Source organism: Lactonifactor sp. BIOML-A5 (assembly GCF_009677585.1).
Classification (GTDB): Bacteria; Bacillota; Clostridia; order Lachnospirales; family Lachnospiraceae; genus Lactonifactor.
The window spans coordinates 85,696-102,528 of record NZ_WKYV01000006.1; the positions used below are offsets into that span (position 1 = coordinate 85,696).

General features: G+C 44.9%; 18 protein-coding genes. 12 read left to right on the top strand and 6 right to left on the bottom strand.

Annotated elements, in window-relative coordinates:
- Positions 1-3 precede the first annotated feature (3 nt).
- Entirely contained in the window at positions 4-1,080 is a 1,077-nt protein-coding gene (locus GKG41_RS06165; RefSeq protein WP_154257669.1) for a LacI family DNA-binding transcriptional regulator, read from the bottom strand.
- The gene (locus GKG41_RS06170) at positions 1,070-1,429 is read right to left on the bottom strand and encodes a sugar phosphate isomerase/epimerase (RefSeq protein WP_154257670.1); all 360 of its coding nucleotides are present in this window, start codon (positions 1,427-1,429) and stop codon (positions 1,070-1,072) included. Before GKG41_RS06170 ends, GKG41_RS06165 begins: the two co-directional genes overlap by 11 nt.
- On the opposite strand from GKG41_RS06170, the gene GKG41_RS06175 reads away from it, so the two are divergent.
- Complete coding sequence (locus GKG41_RS06175; protein ID WP_154257671.1) at positions 1,373-2,182, top strand: transketolase C-terminal domain-containing protein; 810 nt, start codon at positions 1,373-1,375, stop codon at positions 2,180-2,182. The two genes, GKG41_RS06170 and GKG41_RS06175, sit on opposite strands and share 57 nt — an antisense overlap.
- Here the strand turns inward: GKG41_RS06175 and GKG41_RS06180 are convergent.
- From GKG41_RS06180 to GKG41_RS06190, 3 genes are all read right to left on the bottom strand, one after another.
- Positions 2,126-2,566 carry an MATE family efflux transporter gene (locus GKG41_RS06180; protein WP_243140978.1) on the bottom strand — a complete coding sequence of 147 codons (441 nt, stop codon included), beginning with the start codon at positions 2,564-2,566 and terminating at the stop codon, positions 2,126-2,128. The two genes, GKG41_RS06175 and GKG41_RS06180, sit on opposite strands and share 57 nt — an antisense overlap.
- A gap of 5 nt (positions 2,567-2,571) precedes the next feature.
- Positions 2,572-2,895 carry a hypothetical protein gene (locus GKG41_RS06185; RefSeq protein WP_154257673.1) on the bottom strand — a complete coding sequence of 108 codons (324 nt, stop codon included), beginning with the start codon at positions 2,893-2,895 and terminating at the stop codon, positions 2,572-2,574.
- 251 nt (positions 2,896-3,146) lie between these two features.
- The gene (locus GKG41_RS06190; RefSeq protein ID WP_154257674.1) at positions 3,147-3,620 is read right to left on the bottom strand and encodes a MarR family winged helix-turn-helix transcriptional regulator; all 474 of its coding nucleotides are present in this window, start codon (positions 3,618-3,620) and stop codon (positions 3,147-3,149) included.
- Between the two features lie 207 nt (positions 3,621-3,827).
- Here GKG41_RS06190 and GKG41_RS06195 point away from each other — a divergent pair, with 207 nt between their 5' ends.
- On the top strand, positions 3,828-4,418 hold the full coding sequence (locus GKG41_RS06195) for a helix-turn-helix domain-containing protein (protein ID WP_154257675.1): 591 nt from the start codon (positions 3,828-3,830) through the stop codon (positions 4,416-4,418).
- Positions 4,419-4,588: 170 nt separating this feature from the next.
- Here GKG41_RS06195 and GKG41_RS06200 read toward each other — a convergent pair whose 3' ends face one another.
- On the bottom strand, positions 4,589-5,497 hold the full coding sequence (locus GKG41_RS06200) for a LysR family transcriptional regulator (protein ID WP_154257676.1): 909 nt from the start codon (positions 5,495-5,497) through the stop codon (positions 4,589-4,591).
- Positions 5,498-5,670: 173 nt separating this feature from the next.
- Here GKG41_RS06200 and GKG41_RS06205 point away from each other — a divergent pair, with 173 nt between their 5' ends.
- From GKG41_RS06205 to GKG41_RS06250, 10 genes are all read left to right on the top strand, one after another.
- On the top strand, positions 5,671-5,922 hold the full coding sequence (locus GKG41_RS06205) for a hypothetical protein (RefSeq protein ID WP_154257677.1): 252 nt from the start codon (positions 5,671-5,673) through the stop codon (positions 5,920-5,922).
- A 103-nt stretch (positions 5,923-6,025) separates the two neighbouring features.
- Positions 6,026-6,796, top strand: coding sequence for an SDR family NAD(P)-dependent oxidoreductase (locus GKG41_RS06210; protein ID WP_154257678.1), 771 nt, complete (start codon positions 6,026-6,028; stop codon positions 6,794-6,796).
- Between the two features lie 144 nt (positions 6,797-6,940).
- Positions 6,941-8,458, top strand: a complete 1,518-nt coding sequence (locus GKG41_RS06215; protein ID WP_154257679.1) for a HAMP domain-containing sensor histidine kinase — start codon at positions 6,941-6,943, stop codon at positions 8,456-8,458.
- Complete coding sequence (locus tag GKG41_RS06220) at positions 8,430-9,128, top strand: response regulator transcription factor (protein ID WP_154257680.1); 699 nt, start codon at positions 8,430-8,432, stop codon at positions 9,126-9,128. The genes GKG41_RS06215 and GKG41_RS06220 overlap by 29 nt, the downstream gene beginning before the upstream one ends.
- A gap of 473 nt (positions 9,129-9,601) precedes the next feature.
- A complete protein-coding gene (locus GKG41_RS06225) occupies positions 9,602-10,696 on the top strand; it encodes a C45 family peptidase (protein WP_154257681.1) in 1,095 nt (364 codons plus the stop codon).
- A gap of 21 nt (positions 10,697-10,717) precedes the next feature.
- Positions 10,718-12,103, top strand: coding sequence for an AMP-binding protein (locus tag GKG41_RS06230; RefSeq protein ID WP_154257682.1), 1,386 nt, complete (start codon positions 10,718-10,720; stop codon positions 12,101-12,103).
- Positions 12,078-12,839 (top strand): ABC transporter ATP-binding protein, encoded by a 762-nt coding sequence (locus GKG41_RS06235; RefSeq protein ID WP_154257683.1) that lies wholly within the window; start codon positions 12,078-12,080, stop codon positions 12,837-12,839. Before GKG41_RS06230 ends, GKG41_RS06235 begins: the two co-directional genes overlap by 26 nt.
- A 16-nt stretch (positions 12,840-12,855) precedes the next feature.
- Positions 12,856-15,204, top strand: coding sequence for an FtsX-like permease family protein (locus tag GKG41_RS06240; RefSeq protein WP_154257684.1), 2,349 nt, complete (start codon positions 12,856-12,858; stop codon positions 15,202-15,204).
- A gap of 78 nt (positions 15,205-15,282) precedes the next feature.
- Positions 15,283-15,873, top strand: coding sequence for a cyclophilin-like fold protein (locus GKG41_RS06245; RefSeq protein ID WP_154257685.1), 591 nt, complete (start codon positions 15,283-15,285; stop codon positions 15,871-15,873).
- A 90-nt stretch (positions 15,874-15,963) separates the two neighbouring features.
- Positions 15,964-16,830, top strand: a complete 867-nt coding sequence (locus tag GKG41_RS06250) for a DUF3737 family protein (RefSeq protein WP_154257873.1) — start codon at positions 15,964-15,966, stop codon at positions 16,828-16,830.
- Positions 16,831-16,833 lie beyond the last annotated feature (3 nt).

Consider the following 16,833-nt stretch of genomic DNA (forward strand, 5'->3'; position numbering starts at 1 on the left):
TTTCTACCAGTTCATATCCCACGCGGTTTCCGCTTTGGGGTCTGTGGAATTACGTATGATTAGTTTGCCGTCCAAATTTATCAGCATTCTGGAGGCGGAAAGGTTTTCCATACGGCGCATCAGCAGATTAAAGGCCATAGTCCCCATCTCTTCTTTGGGAACGCGTATGGTTGACAAAGAAGGGGTAATTAGGGAAGAGGGAAAATTGTCATTGAATCCAATGACGGCAATGTCCTCAGGGATTTTTAAACCTGCTTCCATAATCGCCCGCATGGCGCCGATAGCCATCTGATCATTTCCCGCCACTACACCGTCCAGTGGAAGATGGGTCTGGAGAAGCTTCTGCATACAGCGGTAACCGCTGACGGGACTGTAGTCTCCCTCCGCAATCAGACGTTCATTCACCGGATAATGATGCTCTTCCAGAGCATTGATATACCCGGCTTTCCGCAGCTTGCCCATAGTAAACTGAAAAGGGGCGGCAATATAGCCGATGTTCTTTTTCCCAACGGCAATCAGATGCTCTGCCGCAGTTTTTATCCCCGCAGTATCGTTTACAACAACCGCGTCCAGCATATCGCTGATGGCAGCCTCCAGACAGACAACAGGGATAGAGTGCCCGTTTGTGTTGAGAGAGGTAAGCATATGGATATACTCCTGGGCCTTGGGGCTTTCTGTATCCAGAGAGGAGGAAAGCAGAATACCGTCCACCCACTGAGATTTGAGCAGCTGGATATACTTTTTTTCCTGATCCAGGCTGGAATGGGTTCCGAATACACTGATGGTATAATTTTTCTCTTCCGCAGCGGTCTGTATGCTGTTCAAAAGCGCAGGAAAGAAGATGCTGTTGATGGAAGAGACAATAACTGCTATATTGTTCGTTTTTCCGCTTTTCAGCCCACGCGCAATCATATTCGTCTCATAGCCCAGTGCATTGACGGCGTTCATAACTCTTTCCCTGAGTTCATCACTTACTGTCTTGGTGCCGTTGAGAACATTGGAGACAGTAGAGATAGATACCTGGGCATATTTGGCCACATCTTTAATGCCTATGGGCTTTTTTGGCGGATTAGCATTCATTTTCTTTATACAACTCCTTTACAGCAGACAGCCAATGGGAAGCGGTAATTCCCGCATCTGGATAATATTGGCACTCAGCACTAATGGTTTTATTATAATTACAGTCTTTTAAAAAAGCAACGATTTTTTTGAAATCTATGTGCCCTTGTCCGGGCCAGCTGCGGTTCGAATCTGCAAAGTGAATATAATAGATATCTCTATAGTGCTTTGCAAGAGAATCCAGAATATCCTTCTCTTCTATATTCATGTGAAAGGTATCCACCATTAGCTTTACATTTGTGCAGGCATTTTTATGTATGAAGTCAGCCACATTTATAATGGGGAGATGGGATTCCAGCCGCTTGTACATACCTTCTGTGCATTCGCCTCCAGAAGATGCTATGATCAGGTGTTTTTATCCTGTGGATACGGTCAGAACAGCATTACCATAATCGGAAGTGATCCTGGTGTCTGCGCTGCTTTTAATGGGGGAACCCACACTGCCTTTGAAGATATGGCACTGTTCCGTGCCGTCCCTGGCTCTACAGTCATAGATATTTCTGATGGGAATCAGCTGATCAGCGCATTAATTCAGACAGGAGGCAAAAAGGGGGTGACCTATATCCGGACACCCAGAAAGAGTACGGCAAAGCTCTACGGCGATTATTCCCATATGCCTGTGGGAAAAGGAATATTACTCAGAAATGGAAAGGATGCTGCAGTATTTGCCTGCGGAATCATGGTAAGCGAGGCAATGAAGGCAGCGGAGCAGTTGGAAAGAGAGGGCATCTTTGTTTCAGTTATTGATATGTTTACGGTAAAGCCTCTGGATGAAGAGTGCCTTCTGCGGCATGCGAAAGCTGCGGGCCTTGTAGTGACTGCAGAAAACCATAACAAGATTGGCGGTTTATACAGTGCAGTGACAGAAGTGTTGGCAGAGAAACTGCCGGTACCGGTTGAATATGTGGCGGCAGAGGACTGCTTCGGAGAAGTAGGACCCCAGGAATATCTGCAGGAAAAATTCGGATTAAACAGCAATGAGATAGTAAAAAAGGTGAAGCGGGGATTACTTTTTAAAATCCCGAATAATCCGTATCAGCAGAAATACCCCATAAGCGGATAAAAAGGTTTCAGAAATAAAACCTGCATAGGTGATTCCTCTCGCGTGTAAAAGTGAGTTTAACAGAACAATAGCTGGAATTTCAAATATGATTTTGCGGAGTACAGCGAAAAGCAGAGATTTCTTTCCCATGCCGATGCTCTGAAATACACTCACTGCAAGAAAGTCCACCAGCATAAAGGGCATCGAAAGGCTGAAGCCGCGAAGAAACAGTTTACCATAGGCAACTACTTCCCTGCTTTTAATAAATAGGCTCATTAACGGCGAAGCCAGTATCCAATAGAAGATAGTAATGACCAGCATACATGGGACCATGATTTTTGCGACAGAGCTGATTGCCTCCTGGAATCTGCGGATATTCTTACCTGCATAAGAATATCCAATCAATGGCATTACTCCCTGGGTTCCGCCCATAGCGATTTGAATGGGAACCATGAAGATTTTTGGGAGATACCAATCGCTGCTACCGCAGAAGCACCATAAGCAGCAACAAAATTATTCATAACCGCCATACCTGTGACATTTAAAATGTTCTGAATAGAAGCAGGAACACCCACACCTAACACCCCCAAAACAATCTCTTTTCTCAGGGAAAGGTACTTGGGACTGAGACAGATATTCGTTTTGTCTTTCTTAACAGCCAGAAGAATAAAAAAATACACGCAGGCGGAGCAATTGGAAAGGAAAGTGGCAAGTCCCGCTCCGGCTGCGCCCATTCCAATCCCCAGGGCAGGATAAAGATAGGATCAAGAATAATATTCATTATGCAGCCGCTCATAGTTCCAATACTTGCATATCTGCTGCTGTGGCTCCCATAGTATCCGCTTTAGCCCCTAACAAAGGTATCTCCCCTACCAAGTGTGCGGCTCATCATACTAGAGGAACCAACGCCAAAAAGATTAATAACAGCATTGAAGCCGAGCATTGCGGGAGCGGCCAGCGCAACAGCCGCACTACGGGCATTTCCTCAAACAATCTTTTGTTCGCTGTGTCCATATGTACTACTCTCCTGTTTAGGTGCTTTACCGTGCAGATTACTTTCTATCCTGCTGGATAACTCTAAAATAAGCAATCGCTCCTCTTTTGAAAATCCCGCAAAAATAAATTCTAAATATTCCCTTTGCATCGCCTGTCCGGCATGAACAATCTCTTTTGAGGATTCTGTCAGTTTTAAATGGATCTTTTTATGGTTTAAAGAATTCGTTTCACACGTAAGATACCCTTTTTGCGTTAACTCTTTTACGGCAAGGGAAACATGTGATTTTTGCATTTTTTTCAGTCTCACAATATCCGCAGAGGTATCGAAGCTTTTATTATTTGCAAGGAACAGTAAAATGTCTAGTTCGGCAGAAGATATTTGAAAGCGGTTTATGACAGTTTTCTTTCGGTTGAAATATTCTTTTTTGAGTGATGCGATAAGCAGCCAATAATCGTTTTCCATTACGCCCTCCTGTGTTGAAATGCCAATACTAAAAGTATAGTTCTATTTTGAACTCATGTCAACAACTGGAAAGTGAGAATTTTTAAGGTTTCCGTTGTAGAAGTCTGCCCGAGCAGGAGTTGGAAAAAGGATTTAACTGGATACTCTACGGAGCGTTTGTTGCATTTATCTCAAAACAAAGATATGATTAAGGAGGAGGTGAAGAAAATGAATTGCAGCAAAGTTGGTAAGCTGATACTTACCCTGCGTCAGGAAAAGGGTATGACACAAAAAGCTCTTGCAGATGAAATGAATATTAGCGACAGGACCATATCCAAGCGGGAACGCGGTATCGGCTGTCCCGATGTATCGTTACTTCGTGAGCTGTCTGCCATTTTAGAAGTTAACATTGAAAAAATATTAGTAGGCGATTTAGAACCAAACGATAAGGACAGAGGGAATATGAAAAAAATAAAGATTTATGTTTGCCCGGATTGCGGAAATGTTTTACTCAGCACGGGAGAAAATGAGATATCATGCTGTGGCAGAAAACTAGCCGCTTTGATTCCGCAGCCAGAAGATTCACAACATGAATTCTGTATAGAAGAAATTGAGGATGATTTTTATATCACGTTGCAGCATGAAATGAGCAAGCAGCATTACATTACTTTTGTGGCATATGTTGCTTGTGACAGGGTACTTTTGATCAAACTTTACCCGGAACAAGCCGCGGAAGTACGGTTTCCTAAAATGTACGGCGGTGATTTTTATGTTTGCTGCAATAAACATGGCCTGCGGCACAGGCGTTTCACCACATAATATTGATTCCTGGATAAATACATCTGATATTAAAACAGATGTATTTTTTCTGTGTGCGCTGTTCACGGCCAGGCAAGGGTTGTGTGGTAGGTTCTGTGGATGGATTATATGCCCAAAGTGCGAGAATGGAATTGTGTAAACAAAAGTGGCAGCCAACATTCTTTAGCACTTTAAAAGACTTTTATGTTGTTAGAAGATAAGGTTTCCTGCAGTTTTCCAATGAATTTTTCGGCAGGTTTTGAGAAAATCTGGTATTTTTTCCAAATGATATTAATTTCATCTTCCAGCCCAGGAGTTAGTGGACGGAAACAAAGGCTGCTGTTTCCGGAGGTATTGATAATTTTATCAAAACCAATAGCATATCCCAACCCTTCTTCTACCAGTAAGGATGCATTAAAAATAAGGTTATAAGTGGCTGCAATGTTCAAATCGGTCTCTTGAAGCTTCAGCCACTGCATGATCTTCCCGCCTTTGTATTCCTGCTGGGAGAGGATTAATGGTTTATCCCATAAGTCCTCCGGCGATATTTTATTTTTGGATGCGAGGGGAGAATCCTTCCGCATTAAGACTCCCCAGACATCTTTAGAAGGTAATCTGAGTGTATTGTATTTTTTCAAATCAACCGTCCCAAATATAATCCCAAAGTCAAGCAGTCCTTTATCCAGACGTTCCATTACAAAGGTGGAGTTGCCGCTGGAGATATGGCAGCGAATACCGGGATATGCATTCTGCAGAATTTTAGCTGTTCTCGCTAAAATTCGTACCGCATCAGTCTCACCTGTACCGATATAAATATCTCCCATAACAATATCGTCGGAGAGGGTAACCTCTTTTTCTGTTTTCTTCACCAAATCAAGAATCTCTTCGGCACGTTTTCGCAAAATCATACCTTCCTCGGTAAGTGTTACTTTACGTGATCCCTTTGTGCCGCGTATCAGTAACTGCTTACCCAGCTCTTCTTCTAAGTTCTTGATCTGAGTAGAAAGTGTGGGCTGGGAAAGATGGAGTGACTGTGCTGCGCGGACAATGCTCTGCTCCCTTGCAATCGCAAGAAAATATTGGAGAACTCGTAATTCCATATGGTGACCTCCTAAATAGAAACTTATTTTTATAAGTAGTTTAGGTAAGTTTAACATAAAAATGAATAGGTTTCAACTATATATAGCAATTATATATAAGTATTTGCTATTATATGACGGCGGAATTATACTATACATAGAGCAGAAATGGTATAGGAGGTGCCGCGCAATCAATGACGAATAAAGAACCTAAAGAAGAGATCGTCCAAAATCTGAAGGACGCTGGGTGTGGAATAGAGACCATTCAAGATTTTCTATTATACTTAAATGAAAATCAAAAAGAAAAACAACTGGAACTGTTGGAAAAACATAGGAGACAGCTTCTGAGCAACGTGCATAGAGAAGAGAAGAAGATTTACTGTCTGGATTATTTGGTATACCAAATTAAAAATGAGGAGAAGAAAAGATGGGAAAAAATATTTTAATCATATCAACCAGTCTGGGAAAAGGGAGCAATTCAGAGGAAAAGTTAAACGAACTAAGGGAATTTGGGCTGAGCCTATAAAAGAGAAAAGGAGATTGTAAATCATGGATGCAAAAATGTTAGAAGGAAAAGTTGCGGTTATTACAGGTGCAAGCTATGGAATGGGACAGACTATGGCGGAACTTTTTGCAGAGGAAGGTGCCAGTGTTATTCTGACCGCCAGGGGTAAGGAGAAACTGAATCAGGTAGTAGAGGGAATTTGCAAAAAAGGTGGAAAGGCTATCGGAATTGTTGCGGATACCTGTTCTACAGCAGATACGAAAAAGGTTATAGAGAAAACAATTGAGACTTTTGGAGATTTAGACATCCTGATCAATAATGCTGGGATTGGAGAGCAGAAGATGATTGACGAGACAGAGGATGAATGGATGATGCAGGTAATGAACACCAACCTGGGGGGACCTATGAGGTATATCAGAGAAGCACTGAAAATATTTATACCTAAAAATGAAGGGGTCATTATCAATATTTCTTCTGTAAATGGAAACCGTCCCTTCTGCGGTGCAACTTATACTTCCACAAAAGGTGCATTGAATACGTTGACAAAAAATGTGGCTATGAGGCTGATTGACACGAATATCAGGTGTAACGCCGTAGCACCCGGGGCAACCATCACACCGGCGCACCTTGCCAACAAGGCGGGAGAGCAGCCGGGAGGAAATGAAATGCTGAAATACAGCAGCCATTATGTTTATTTTCCTGGGCCGGAATGTGAAGCAATGGATCAGGCATATGCCTGCCTGTATCTTGCCAGCAAGATGGGCAGAGCTGTCCGTGGGCAGGTGCTGCAGGTCTGCAATGGTGCGTTTCTGTAAAATGATAATCTCTGCACAAGAATGGTAAAACAAGATGCTGTATAAAGAATATAAGGATAGTATCCGCATTTCCAGATTGGGTATACACTGCTTGAGACAGGATACCGGGTTCCGTAAAGATACAGGATAAAGGAGAGCATTGTATTGACAATTAAGAAAAAAATCAGGCTGTCCAATATTATGATGGTTCTGATACCGATTATATTTACAGCAGTCGTAATCAACGTCTGCCTGCACACTTCACTTGGCAGCTTTTGGTATACCTTGGAAGCCATGTACAGTGATGAGAACAGCATACAGTTCGCCCAGAGCATGATCTATACATACCAGCAGGAGCTGTGGGAGAACAACTGGGGCCAGGGGGAACATCCGGATGCATCAGAAGAAATTAAGAGAAGTGATGAAATGTACCATCTGGAAAATAAGCTGTCCGGAATGGGATATCAGTTTATGATCACAAAAAATGAGAAACTGATTTATACGAACCTGTCGGAAGAAGATATGCAGGCCGCACGGTCGGTAGCAGGAGATGCCATTGATACGGCAAAGACATTGACTGCCAGCAGGCATGAAGTCTCTGTCATAAAGAATACATTTTACCACGGGGAAAAGACGTTCTGCATTACAGCAGTTCACCGCCAGCAGACGGATCAGGGGGTGGTGAATTACCTGAAGAATTATATTCTCAAATATTTGTATGGGATTATCCTCTTCTTTATTGTATTGACACTGCTTGTGAATGGGATCACATCCTGGTGGATATCCGGAAGTATCTTAAAGCCTCTGAGGTTGCTCAGCACAGGTACAAAAGAGATTAGGGAGGGGAATCTGGATACCCGAATGGAATACCAGAAAAAAGATGAATTTGGGCAGGTATGCAGAGATTTTGAAGAGATGCGCAACTTTCTGAAAGAGTCTGTAGAACAGCGTCTGAGAGATGAAAAGAAAAGGCGGGCTCTTATCACCGGGATTTCTCATGATCTGCGGACACCCCTGACCTCAATAAGCGGCTATCTGGATGGTTTAATGGACGGGATTGCTGACACACCGGATAAAAGGATGCGGTATCTTAAGGCAATTAAGACCAGAACCGGAAATCTGGTGAGCCTGGTAGACAGTCTTTCCGAGTACAGCAGGCTGGATAATGGATTCCGGTACCACATGGAGGCGGCAGATTTCAGGGAGTTTGTAGAGCAATATCTGGAGACCTTAAAACCTGACACAGAACAAAATCAGATAGAGATTGTATTTTCATATGGAAAAGAAACTTATCCGGTGCGGATTGACCGGGAAGAATTCAAGCGGGTATTTGACAATCTTTTTACAAATACAGTGAAATACCGTACTTTAGAAAAATCACGTGTTCAGATATCCCTGGAACGCACTTTGACAGGGACGGATATTGAACTGGTATATCAGGACGACGGCCCCGGAGTGCCACAGGAGAGCCTGGAACAAATATTTGACAGTTTTTACCGGGTGGATGATGCAAGAACCCAGTCAGAAAAAGGAAGCGGTATTGGGCTTGCGGTGGTCAGGGAAATTATCCTCGGACACAGCGGCAGCGTGCAGGCAGATAACAGGGAAGGACTGGCGGTTATCATCCATCTGCCTATAACAGGAGAGGATACCAATGGAAAAAATACTGATTGTGGAAGATGACGAATTGATTGCGGAATTGGAGAGGGATTATCTGGAAGCCAATGGATTCGAGACAGATATTGCTTCCGATGGGAGAGCAGGAGAGCGAATGGCAAAAGCAGGCGGATATAATGCTGTTTTACTGGATGTGATGCTTCCGGGAAAAACCGGTTTCGATGTGTGCCGGGAATTGCGGAAGACCCTGCATCTTCCGATTATCATGGTGACGGCAAAAAAAGAAGACATTGACAAAATCCGGGGATTGGGGCTGGGAGCAGACGATTATCTGGTGAAGCCCTTCAGCCCGGCAGAATTGGTAGCTAGAGTCAAATCCCATATCCACATCCACAGCCTGCTTCTTTCCTCCCAGGAAGAAAGGGAAGAGGAGACAGCTATCGCCTATCAGAACCTCACGATTCTCCCAAAATCCAGAATGGTGTATCTGGATGACAAAGAGGTTGTGCTGGTGAATAAGGAATTTGAACTTTTGCTTTTCATGGCCGAGAATCCGAATATTGTATTCTCTAAAGATACTTTGTTTGACCGGGTATGGGGAATGGATTCCCTGGGCGATGTGGCTACAGTGACAGTACATATCAACCGTCTGCGGGATAAGCTGGGAAAGAATGTGAAAGAAACGCAGTTTATTGAGACAGTCTGGGGAGCCGGGTATCGGTTCAGGATTAATTGACATTGGAGATTGAGAAATGATAGATATAGTAGAATTCTTAGAATATATGAAATGTCTGGATATCGCATTCATGGTGTAAATTAAGAAACGGTGCCGCTCGATTCTTGTTTCGAGCAGCACCGTTTCATTTTATACATAAATCTGTTCTGCTTTTTCAATTTCATCGGCAACAGCCTGCGTGTGCATGGAGATACTAATACGCTTCAGCATAGGGTATTGTTTTAGATAATCAACGCACTAACCGCCCTTTCTCTCCCGGTTTTTTTAGAAGCGTATACATGAACGGCAAAAGTAAATTGATAAAACCTATTAAAAGGTATTATTTATAAGTATTTGTTATTCATAATTGCAGATGCTATGATAAAAACAGTTAAAGGATAGGAAAGAATTCGTTTAGAAATTGTTTATCTTTTTGTTAGCGGCATGTTATTCCCGGGGCTTACACTACCCACAGATGAAAGGAGCACAAAAGAATGAAGAGAAAACTATACATGGTATGCATGATGTCCCTGGTATTTAGTACTTTAACCGGATGTGCACATAATACAAATACATCTGAAAATACGGTACAGACAAAAACGGCAGAAGGAGAAAACATGGCAAAGAATACCATCACACCAGGTGCTGATATAACAGAACTGGAGGATGGATTATCTGTCGTCCGCTATGAAGGAAACTACGGGTTTGATGAATTTCTGGAGCAGGGCGGTGCATCCTCCGACATGGGTGTGGTGGAATATGTCAGCGGCCGGCTGATGGACAATATTCCGGAACTCCTTTTTGGCGGCAATCCCTTCGGATACAGTACCCTGTCTGTGACAAATTCAGAAGGCGGGAACCTGTTTGGCAGAAACTTTGACTGGAATACTTGTAACGGACTGATTATCAGTGCCCGGCCGGACAACGGATATGCCTCTGTTTCCACAGTCAACATGGATTTTATACAGGCAGGAGGCTTGGATATCTCAAGACTTCCGGACACAGCACAGGCGGTCATCGGGATGTATGCGCCGCTGGACGGCATGAATGAGGAGGGATTTGCGGTATCCGTCAACATGATTGAGGACTCTGATACCATAGAGCAGGATACGGAAAAACCTGACATTACCACCACAACAGCCATCCGTCTTCTTCTTGAACAAGCGGCAGATGTGGAGGAAGCATTGGATTTACTGGAACAATACGACTTTCATGCTTCCATGGGAATGATGGTTCATCTGGCGCTTTCCGATGCGGAGGGAACCAGCGTTGTCGTGGAATATGTAGACAATGAGATGATTGTAACAGAAACGCCTGTTGTCACCAATTTTTATCTGGCAGAGGGGAGGAAAAACGGGATTGGAACAGCCCAGTCCCATGAAAGATACGATATTCTGAATGAAACGGTGGCAGAAGAGGATGCCATGACTGAGGCAGACGTAAGGGATGCACTGGACAGTGTGAGTAAGGATAATTTCGGTGAATTTGAATCTACGGAATGGAGCATTGTCATGAATCAGGAGACGAAGGAACTGACGTATTACCATAGAGAAAATTACGAACAGGGATATACCATTTCCGTAGAGTAAAGGAGGCGCAGGGAGAAAACGATGAATTATTTAAAAACATTGATAGACTTATACCGTTTGAAGAGACAGGCGAAATTTACTCCAAAGCAGATGCGCACCCTGCAGGAGAAAAAATTAAGGAAAATGCTGCACCATGCATGGGAACACTCCGCTTACTACCGGAGGACTTTTGAAGCCGCGGGAATTACAGAGGGGCAGCTGGATGAACTTCCCCTTTCCTGTTTTCCGACCCTAAATAAGAAAGAACTTTTGGGGCATTTTGATGAGCTGGTGGTGCCAAAGGACTTACGCCAGAGGGAACTCAGTGAATTTGACGCACAAAAATCTCCGGACCGCAAGCCCTATAAAGGGAAATACCATGTGGTACATTCATCAGGAAGCACAGGAAAGCCGGGGTACTTTGTCTATGATGAAGCCGCATGGTCTGCCATGCTCCTCGGTATGCTAAGGGCGGCTCTATGGGATATGTCCATACCGCAGATACTGTCCCTTCTGGCAAAACGTCCAAGAATTGCGTACATTGCCGCGACGGACGGCAGATACGGCGGGGCAATGGCGGTAGGAGACGGCATTGACCAAGTGGGGGCGAAGCAGATTTATCTGGATATCAAGACGCCGCTTACAGAGTGGATCAGGCAAATCAAAGAATTTCAGCCCAACATCATCATCGGCTATCCGTCGGCGGTAAAGATCCTGGCCGAGCTTGTGGAGCAGGGAAGTGTAGAAGTACATGCCATACGGGTGATTTCCTGCGGGGAACCACTGGGAGCGTCTCTTCGAAGCTATCTGGAAAAGATATTTCAGTCAAAAGTGGTCAATTTCTACGGCGCCAGCGAATCCCTCACCATGGGGGTAGAGATGGAGCCTGAGGATGGAATGCTCCTATTCGACGATATGAATCTGATTGAGGTGGAAAGCGGCGTGATGTATCTGACCTGCCTGTATAATTTTGCACAGCCGTTGATCCGTTACCGCATCTCTGACAGCCTGACCTTAAAGGCGGCAGAAGAAAACAGCCCGTATCCATTTACGAAAGCCTGTGGGCTTTTGGGGAGAAATGAAGATATCCTCTGGTTTGAAGATTTTGACGGGAGACGGGAGTTTCTGCATCCTCTTGCCATTGAAGGCTTTTGCATCGAAGGGCTTTTAGATTACCAGTTCCGGCAGATTGCAAAGGACGCCTTTGAAATGTATGCAGAAGCTTCAGAAAATGCGGATAAAACGTACATAAGGACAGAGATGATGGGACAGATGAAAAAGATACTTGCCGAGAAGAAATTAGATTATGTACAGTTCTATCTGATTTTCGTGCCGGAGATCCTTCCGGATCCAAGGACGGGTAAGAAACCCTTAATCCTTCAGAAAAAGGAGGCAGTACAGGATGAAAAAAGTGTTATTGCAGGGTAGAAAGGTGAGCAAGGTATTTGCACAAGGCTCCGCAAAAAATAAAGTGCTGGATCACGTGGATGTGGATATTTACGATAAAGATTTCACCGTTATCATGGGTTCTTCCGGGGCGGGAAAATCCACACTTTTATATGTCTTAAGCGGAATGGATGCCGTTACGGACGGAACGGTTACTTATAAAGAAAGAGAAATCAGCCGTCTGAAAGAAAAAGAGATGGCAAAGATACGGGCGGAAGAATTTGGTTTTGTCTTCCAGCAGACTCATCTGGTCAGCAACCTGACGCTTTTTGAAAATATAGTAGTGGCAGGCTACGTGAGCAAAAAGGGGAGTGCCGGGGAAATACAGGACCGGGCAGAGCGCATGGTTTCCCAGATGGGAATTGAGAAGGCAAAGAACCGACTGCCTTGTGAAGTTTCCGGCGGGGAGGCACAGCGCGCAGCTATTGCAAGGGCAATGATAGGCAGCCCCGGACTTTTGTTCGCCGATGAACCCACCGGCGCTCTGAACCGGTCGCATACGGAAGAGGTCTTAAACCTGCTGTCTGCAATCAATGATTCCGGACAGAGCATCCTGATGGTGACCCATGACCTGAAAGCTGCCCTCAGGGGAAACCGGATCTTATATCTGGAGGATGGGAAAATCGTGGACGAACTGAAACTGCCCCCTTACCAGGAGGCACAAGAGCGGGAACGGGAAAACAAGCTTCAGAACTGGCTTTACGGGTTACAGTGGTAGGAGGCACGAGCGGAATATGGTAAATAAAATTATATGCATGGCGGGGATGAAACGCCATAAGGGAAGTCTTTTTGGCATTGCCGTACTCTTGTTTCTGGCCGCCCTCTCCCTGACTTGTGTTCTCACCGTCTATCTGGGAGATAGAAACTATATCCGTCAGGAAATGGAGCGGGCAGGGTTCGGGAACCTTACCGCATGGGTATCCGGTGTTCCGGATATGGATGCGCTTATAGACAGTATCCAGTCTCAGGAGGAGATTGAAAGAACAGAAGTTCAGAACCTTATTTTTTCCGAGTATGAAGCAAATGGCATGGAATCGGACAGTGAGGGGCAGCTGATTCCATGGAACAGCAGGGAAGGAACATATCACTTCTTTCAGGACGGCTTATCAGGATATGAGGAACCTCCCGAAGCAATTGCAGCCGGGACCGTTTATGCTTCTCCCTCCATGGTTTCTGTTATGGGACTTGAAATAGGGGACACCATCACATTTCCGGTGGCAAGGGGTGGGGTCAGCAGGCAGTTCACCGTTGCCGGATATTATGAAGATCCTTTTATGGGAAGTTCTATGATTGGCATGAAAGGGTTTCTGATTTCAGCGGAAGATTATGAAGCAATCCTTCAGACCGCCCGGGAAGCGGGCATGGACAGCCTGGTAAGAGGCGGCGCTATGATCCATATTTTTACGGATGACGTCAGCAACAGCGCATCCGGCATTAGCAGGCTCCTGAATGAAAACACGCCGATTTCCCAATATACGGAGTTTATACATAGCAAGGAAGCGATCCTTGGCTTTATGAGTATTCTGCAAAATGCCTTTTGTGCGCTTCTGGCGGTCTTTGTGCTGATTCTCCTGGCAGCGGCCATGGCAGTTCTGGGGCACAGCATCACAGGCATGGTGGAACAGGAATATAAGAACTTGGGGGTCCTAAAAACGACAGGGTTTACGGGAAACCAACTCATCCTGCTTACGCTTGTGCAATATGGCCTGAGTATGGGAGCTGGAATCCTGCTGGGAATGCTGGCGGCATTTCCGGCAGTCAGGATGGTTGGAAGAATGACCGTTACCACCACAGGGATCCTCCTTCCGGATGATTTACCGGTTCTCCCATGCTTAGGGGCGTTCACAGTTATCCTGCTTATATTGGTGGGATTTACGGTTCTGAAACTAAGAAACATCCTCCTGGTTACACCCATGGCGGCAATCCAGGGTGAAGCGTCAGAGGTGAAATGGAATCCGGGCAGGAAATTTCAAATGAGGGCGGAAGCGCTTCCCTTACGGTTGGCTGTGCGCCAGCTCCTGTCCGGGAAGAAACGGTATGCAAGCGCCTTCCTGATTGCGGTTCTTCTTGTATTCTTTGCATCGCTGGCAGGAAAGATGAATGCCTGGCTTGGCCCGGAGGGAAAAGGGATGATGGACGCTTTTAACCCTGCAGACCTGGACATCGGCGTACAGGCCCTGGGAGAACTGGAAGCCGGGGAATTGGAGGAAACAGTGCGTTCTTATACAGACATTACGGATGAATATCTTCTTGCCATGCCCAGTGTATCGGTAAACGGAAGCAACTATACGGCAAACGTAATTACAGAGCCGGAAAGGTTTCATATCAGCAAAGGGGAGACCAGCAGAGGGGCAGATGAGGTAGTCCTCACCGAAACAATTAGCTCTGATTTAGGGGTATCTATCGGAGAAAAGGTGACCATCCGGGGCGATATGGGGAGCGGGGAATTTACCGTTTCCGGAATATACCACTGCGCCAATGACATGGGTGCCAATATCGGGATGAACCGGGAGGGATATCTTACCATCGGAAAGGATGACCCGCAGATCTGGTGCCGTCACTATTTCCTCGCCGACACGTCAACAAAAGCGGTAATCACAGAAAGGCTGGAAGAAACTTATGGAGGTGATGTACATGTACATGAAAATACCTGGCCGGGACTTTTGGGAATCATTTCGGCCATGCACGGACTGATTGCATTTATGTATGGGATGATCGCAGTATTTATCCTGATTGTAACAGCCATGACCGGAAGCCGTATTCTGACGGCGGAACAAAAGGATCTGGGCATCTACAAAGCCATTGGATGTTCCACAAGGATGCTGCGCATCTCCTTTTCCCTCCGGTTTGGGATTGTAGCGGCGATAGGGGCCGCAGTGGGAACCATACTGGCAGCCATGATTACAGACCCCATGGTATCCGCTGTCATGCGGCTTGCGGGGATTAGTAATTTTACATCCCAACCGACAATCACAAATATGGTCATACCGGGGTTGACAGTCACCCTCCTGTTTCTTGGCTTCTCATATCTGTCTGCAGGAAGGATGAAAAGGTCGGACATGACGATATTGACAGCGGACTAGAGTGTGTTTCAAATATGCTCTGGTACACGGAGGAATTTACATAGTTAGCATAGCGCAAAAGCGCAGAAAGGACAAAGTATGAAGAACAAAATAGTAAAAAAAGTAACAGGAATGGCAGCCATGATGATGTTATCAGCAGCGTTCCTTGTAGGCTGTGAGCAGGAGGAAGTACCTCAGAGTGATATAGATGCAGGAGATGTTGCAGAGGCAGAATCTGACTCAGAATCGGAAACCATGGCAGACAGTCAGGCAGTAAGCAATGTATCCGAACTGGAGGTACGGTTCGGGGATGACGGAGAACCTTTTATGATGCAAATGGAGGATAACGAGACAGCAGCGGCGATTGTCCGCTATGTGGGAACTTCGGATTGGAGGTTACCAATTTATGAGAGGGATGAAGATGCGGACTATGATGTAATGCAGTATTATGATGTATCCAGCAGATATGACATTCCCTCTAACCCTGAAACAGTAACATCGGAAAAGGCAGGAGAAGTTTACTATTCAGACCCGAACCGTATCGTGCTCTTCTACCATGACGCAGAGATTACCGGGGAATATACCAAAATAGGAACTTTTGATGCAACAGAGGAATTTGTGACTGCAGTGGAGGAGAACCCGGTATTAGAAGGATGGGACAACAAAATCGTGCAGATTGCAAGACCATAAAATATGTGTTGACAACCTGAGAACAAACAGAAAGAAACCGAAGCAGAAGTAGAAAATGTATAATAAAAGAGGAGATTAACTATGAGTGAAATGAAAGAAATCAGACAGGAATATTTAACAGGGGAACGCCCGCTTTTCAAAGGAGAAAATTTAAAAATAAATGATACCATATTTGCAGAAGGAGAATCTCCGCTGAAAGAAAGCAGCAATGTTGAACTGTATGGAAGCATGTTTAAATGGAAATATCCGCTTTGGTACGCAAAAAACATTTTGGCCTGTAACTGTACCTGGTTTGAAATGGGGCGCGCCGGAGTGTGGTATACAGATAACATTACAGTAAAAAATGCAGTCATTGAAGCGCCAAAGAATTTCCGGCGGTGTCATGGCGTCACACTTCAGAATGTACATTTTCACAATGCCGCAGAAACACTCTGGAACTGTGACGGGGTAACGATGAAGCAGGTGACAGCAAAAGGTGATTACTTTGCCATGAACAGCCGGAATATGAAGTTGATGGATTTTGAACTGGTGGGGAATTACTCCTTTGACGGAGTGAAAAATATGGAAATCCGTAATGCAAAGATGATCTCCAAAGATGCTTTCTGGAACAGTGAGAACGTGACGGTATATGATTCTTTCATATCAGGGGAATACCTCGGCTGGAATGCAAAGAATCTGACACTGATCAACTGTACCATCGAGAGTCTGCAGGGAATGTGCTATATTGAGAACCTTGTCATGAAAAACTGCCGTCTGCTGAACACCACACTTGCTTTTGAATATTCTACAGTGGACGTGGAGGTTAAGGGTAAGATTGACAGTGTAATGAATCCGTCCGGAGGAACGATTCAGGCAGACTACATTGAAGAATTGATTATCGAAAAAGACAAGGTAGACCCTGATAAGACAGTTATCACCTGTCAAATGGACGGCAGTACAGAAAAAATGGCAGGATAACAG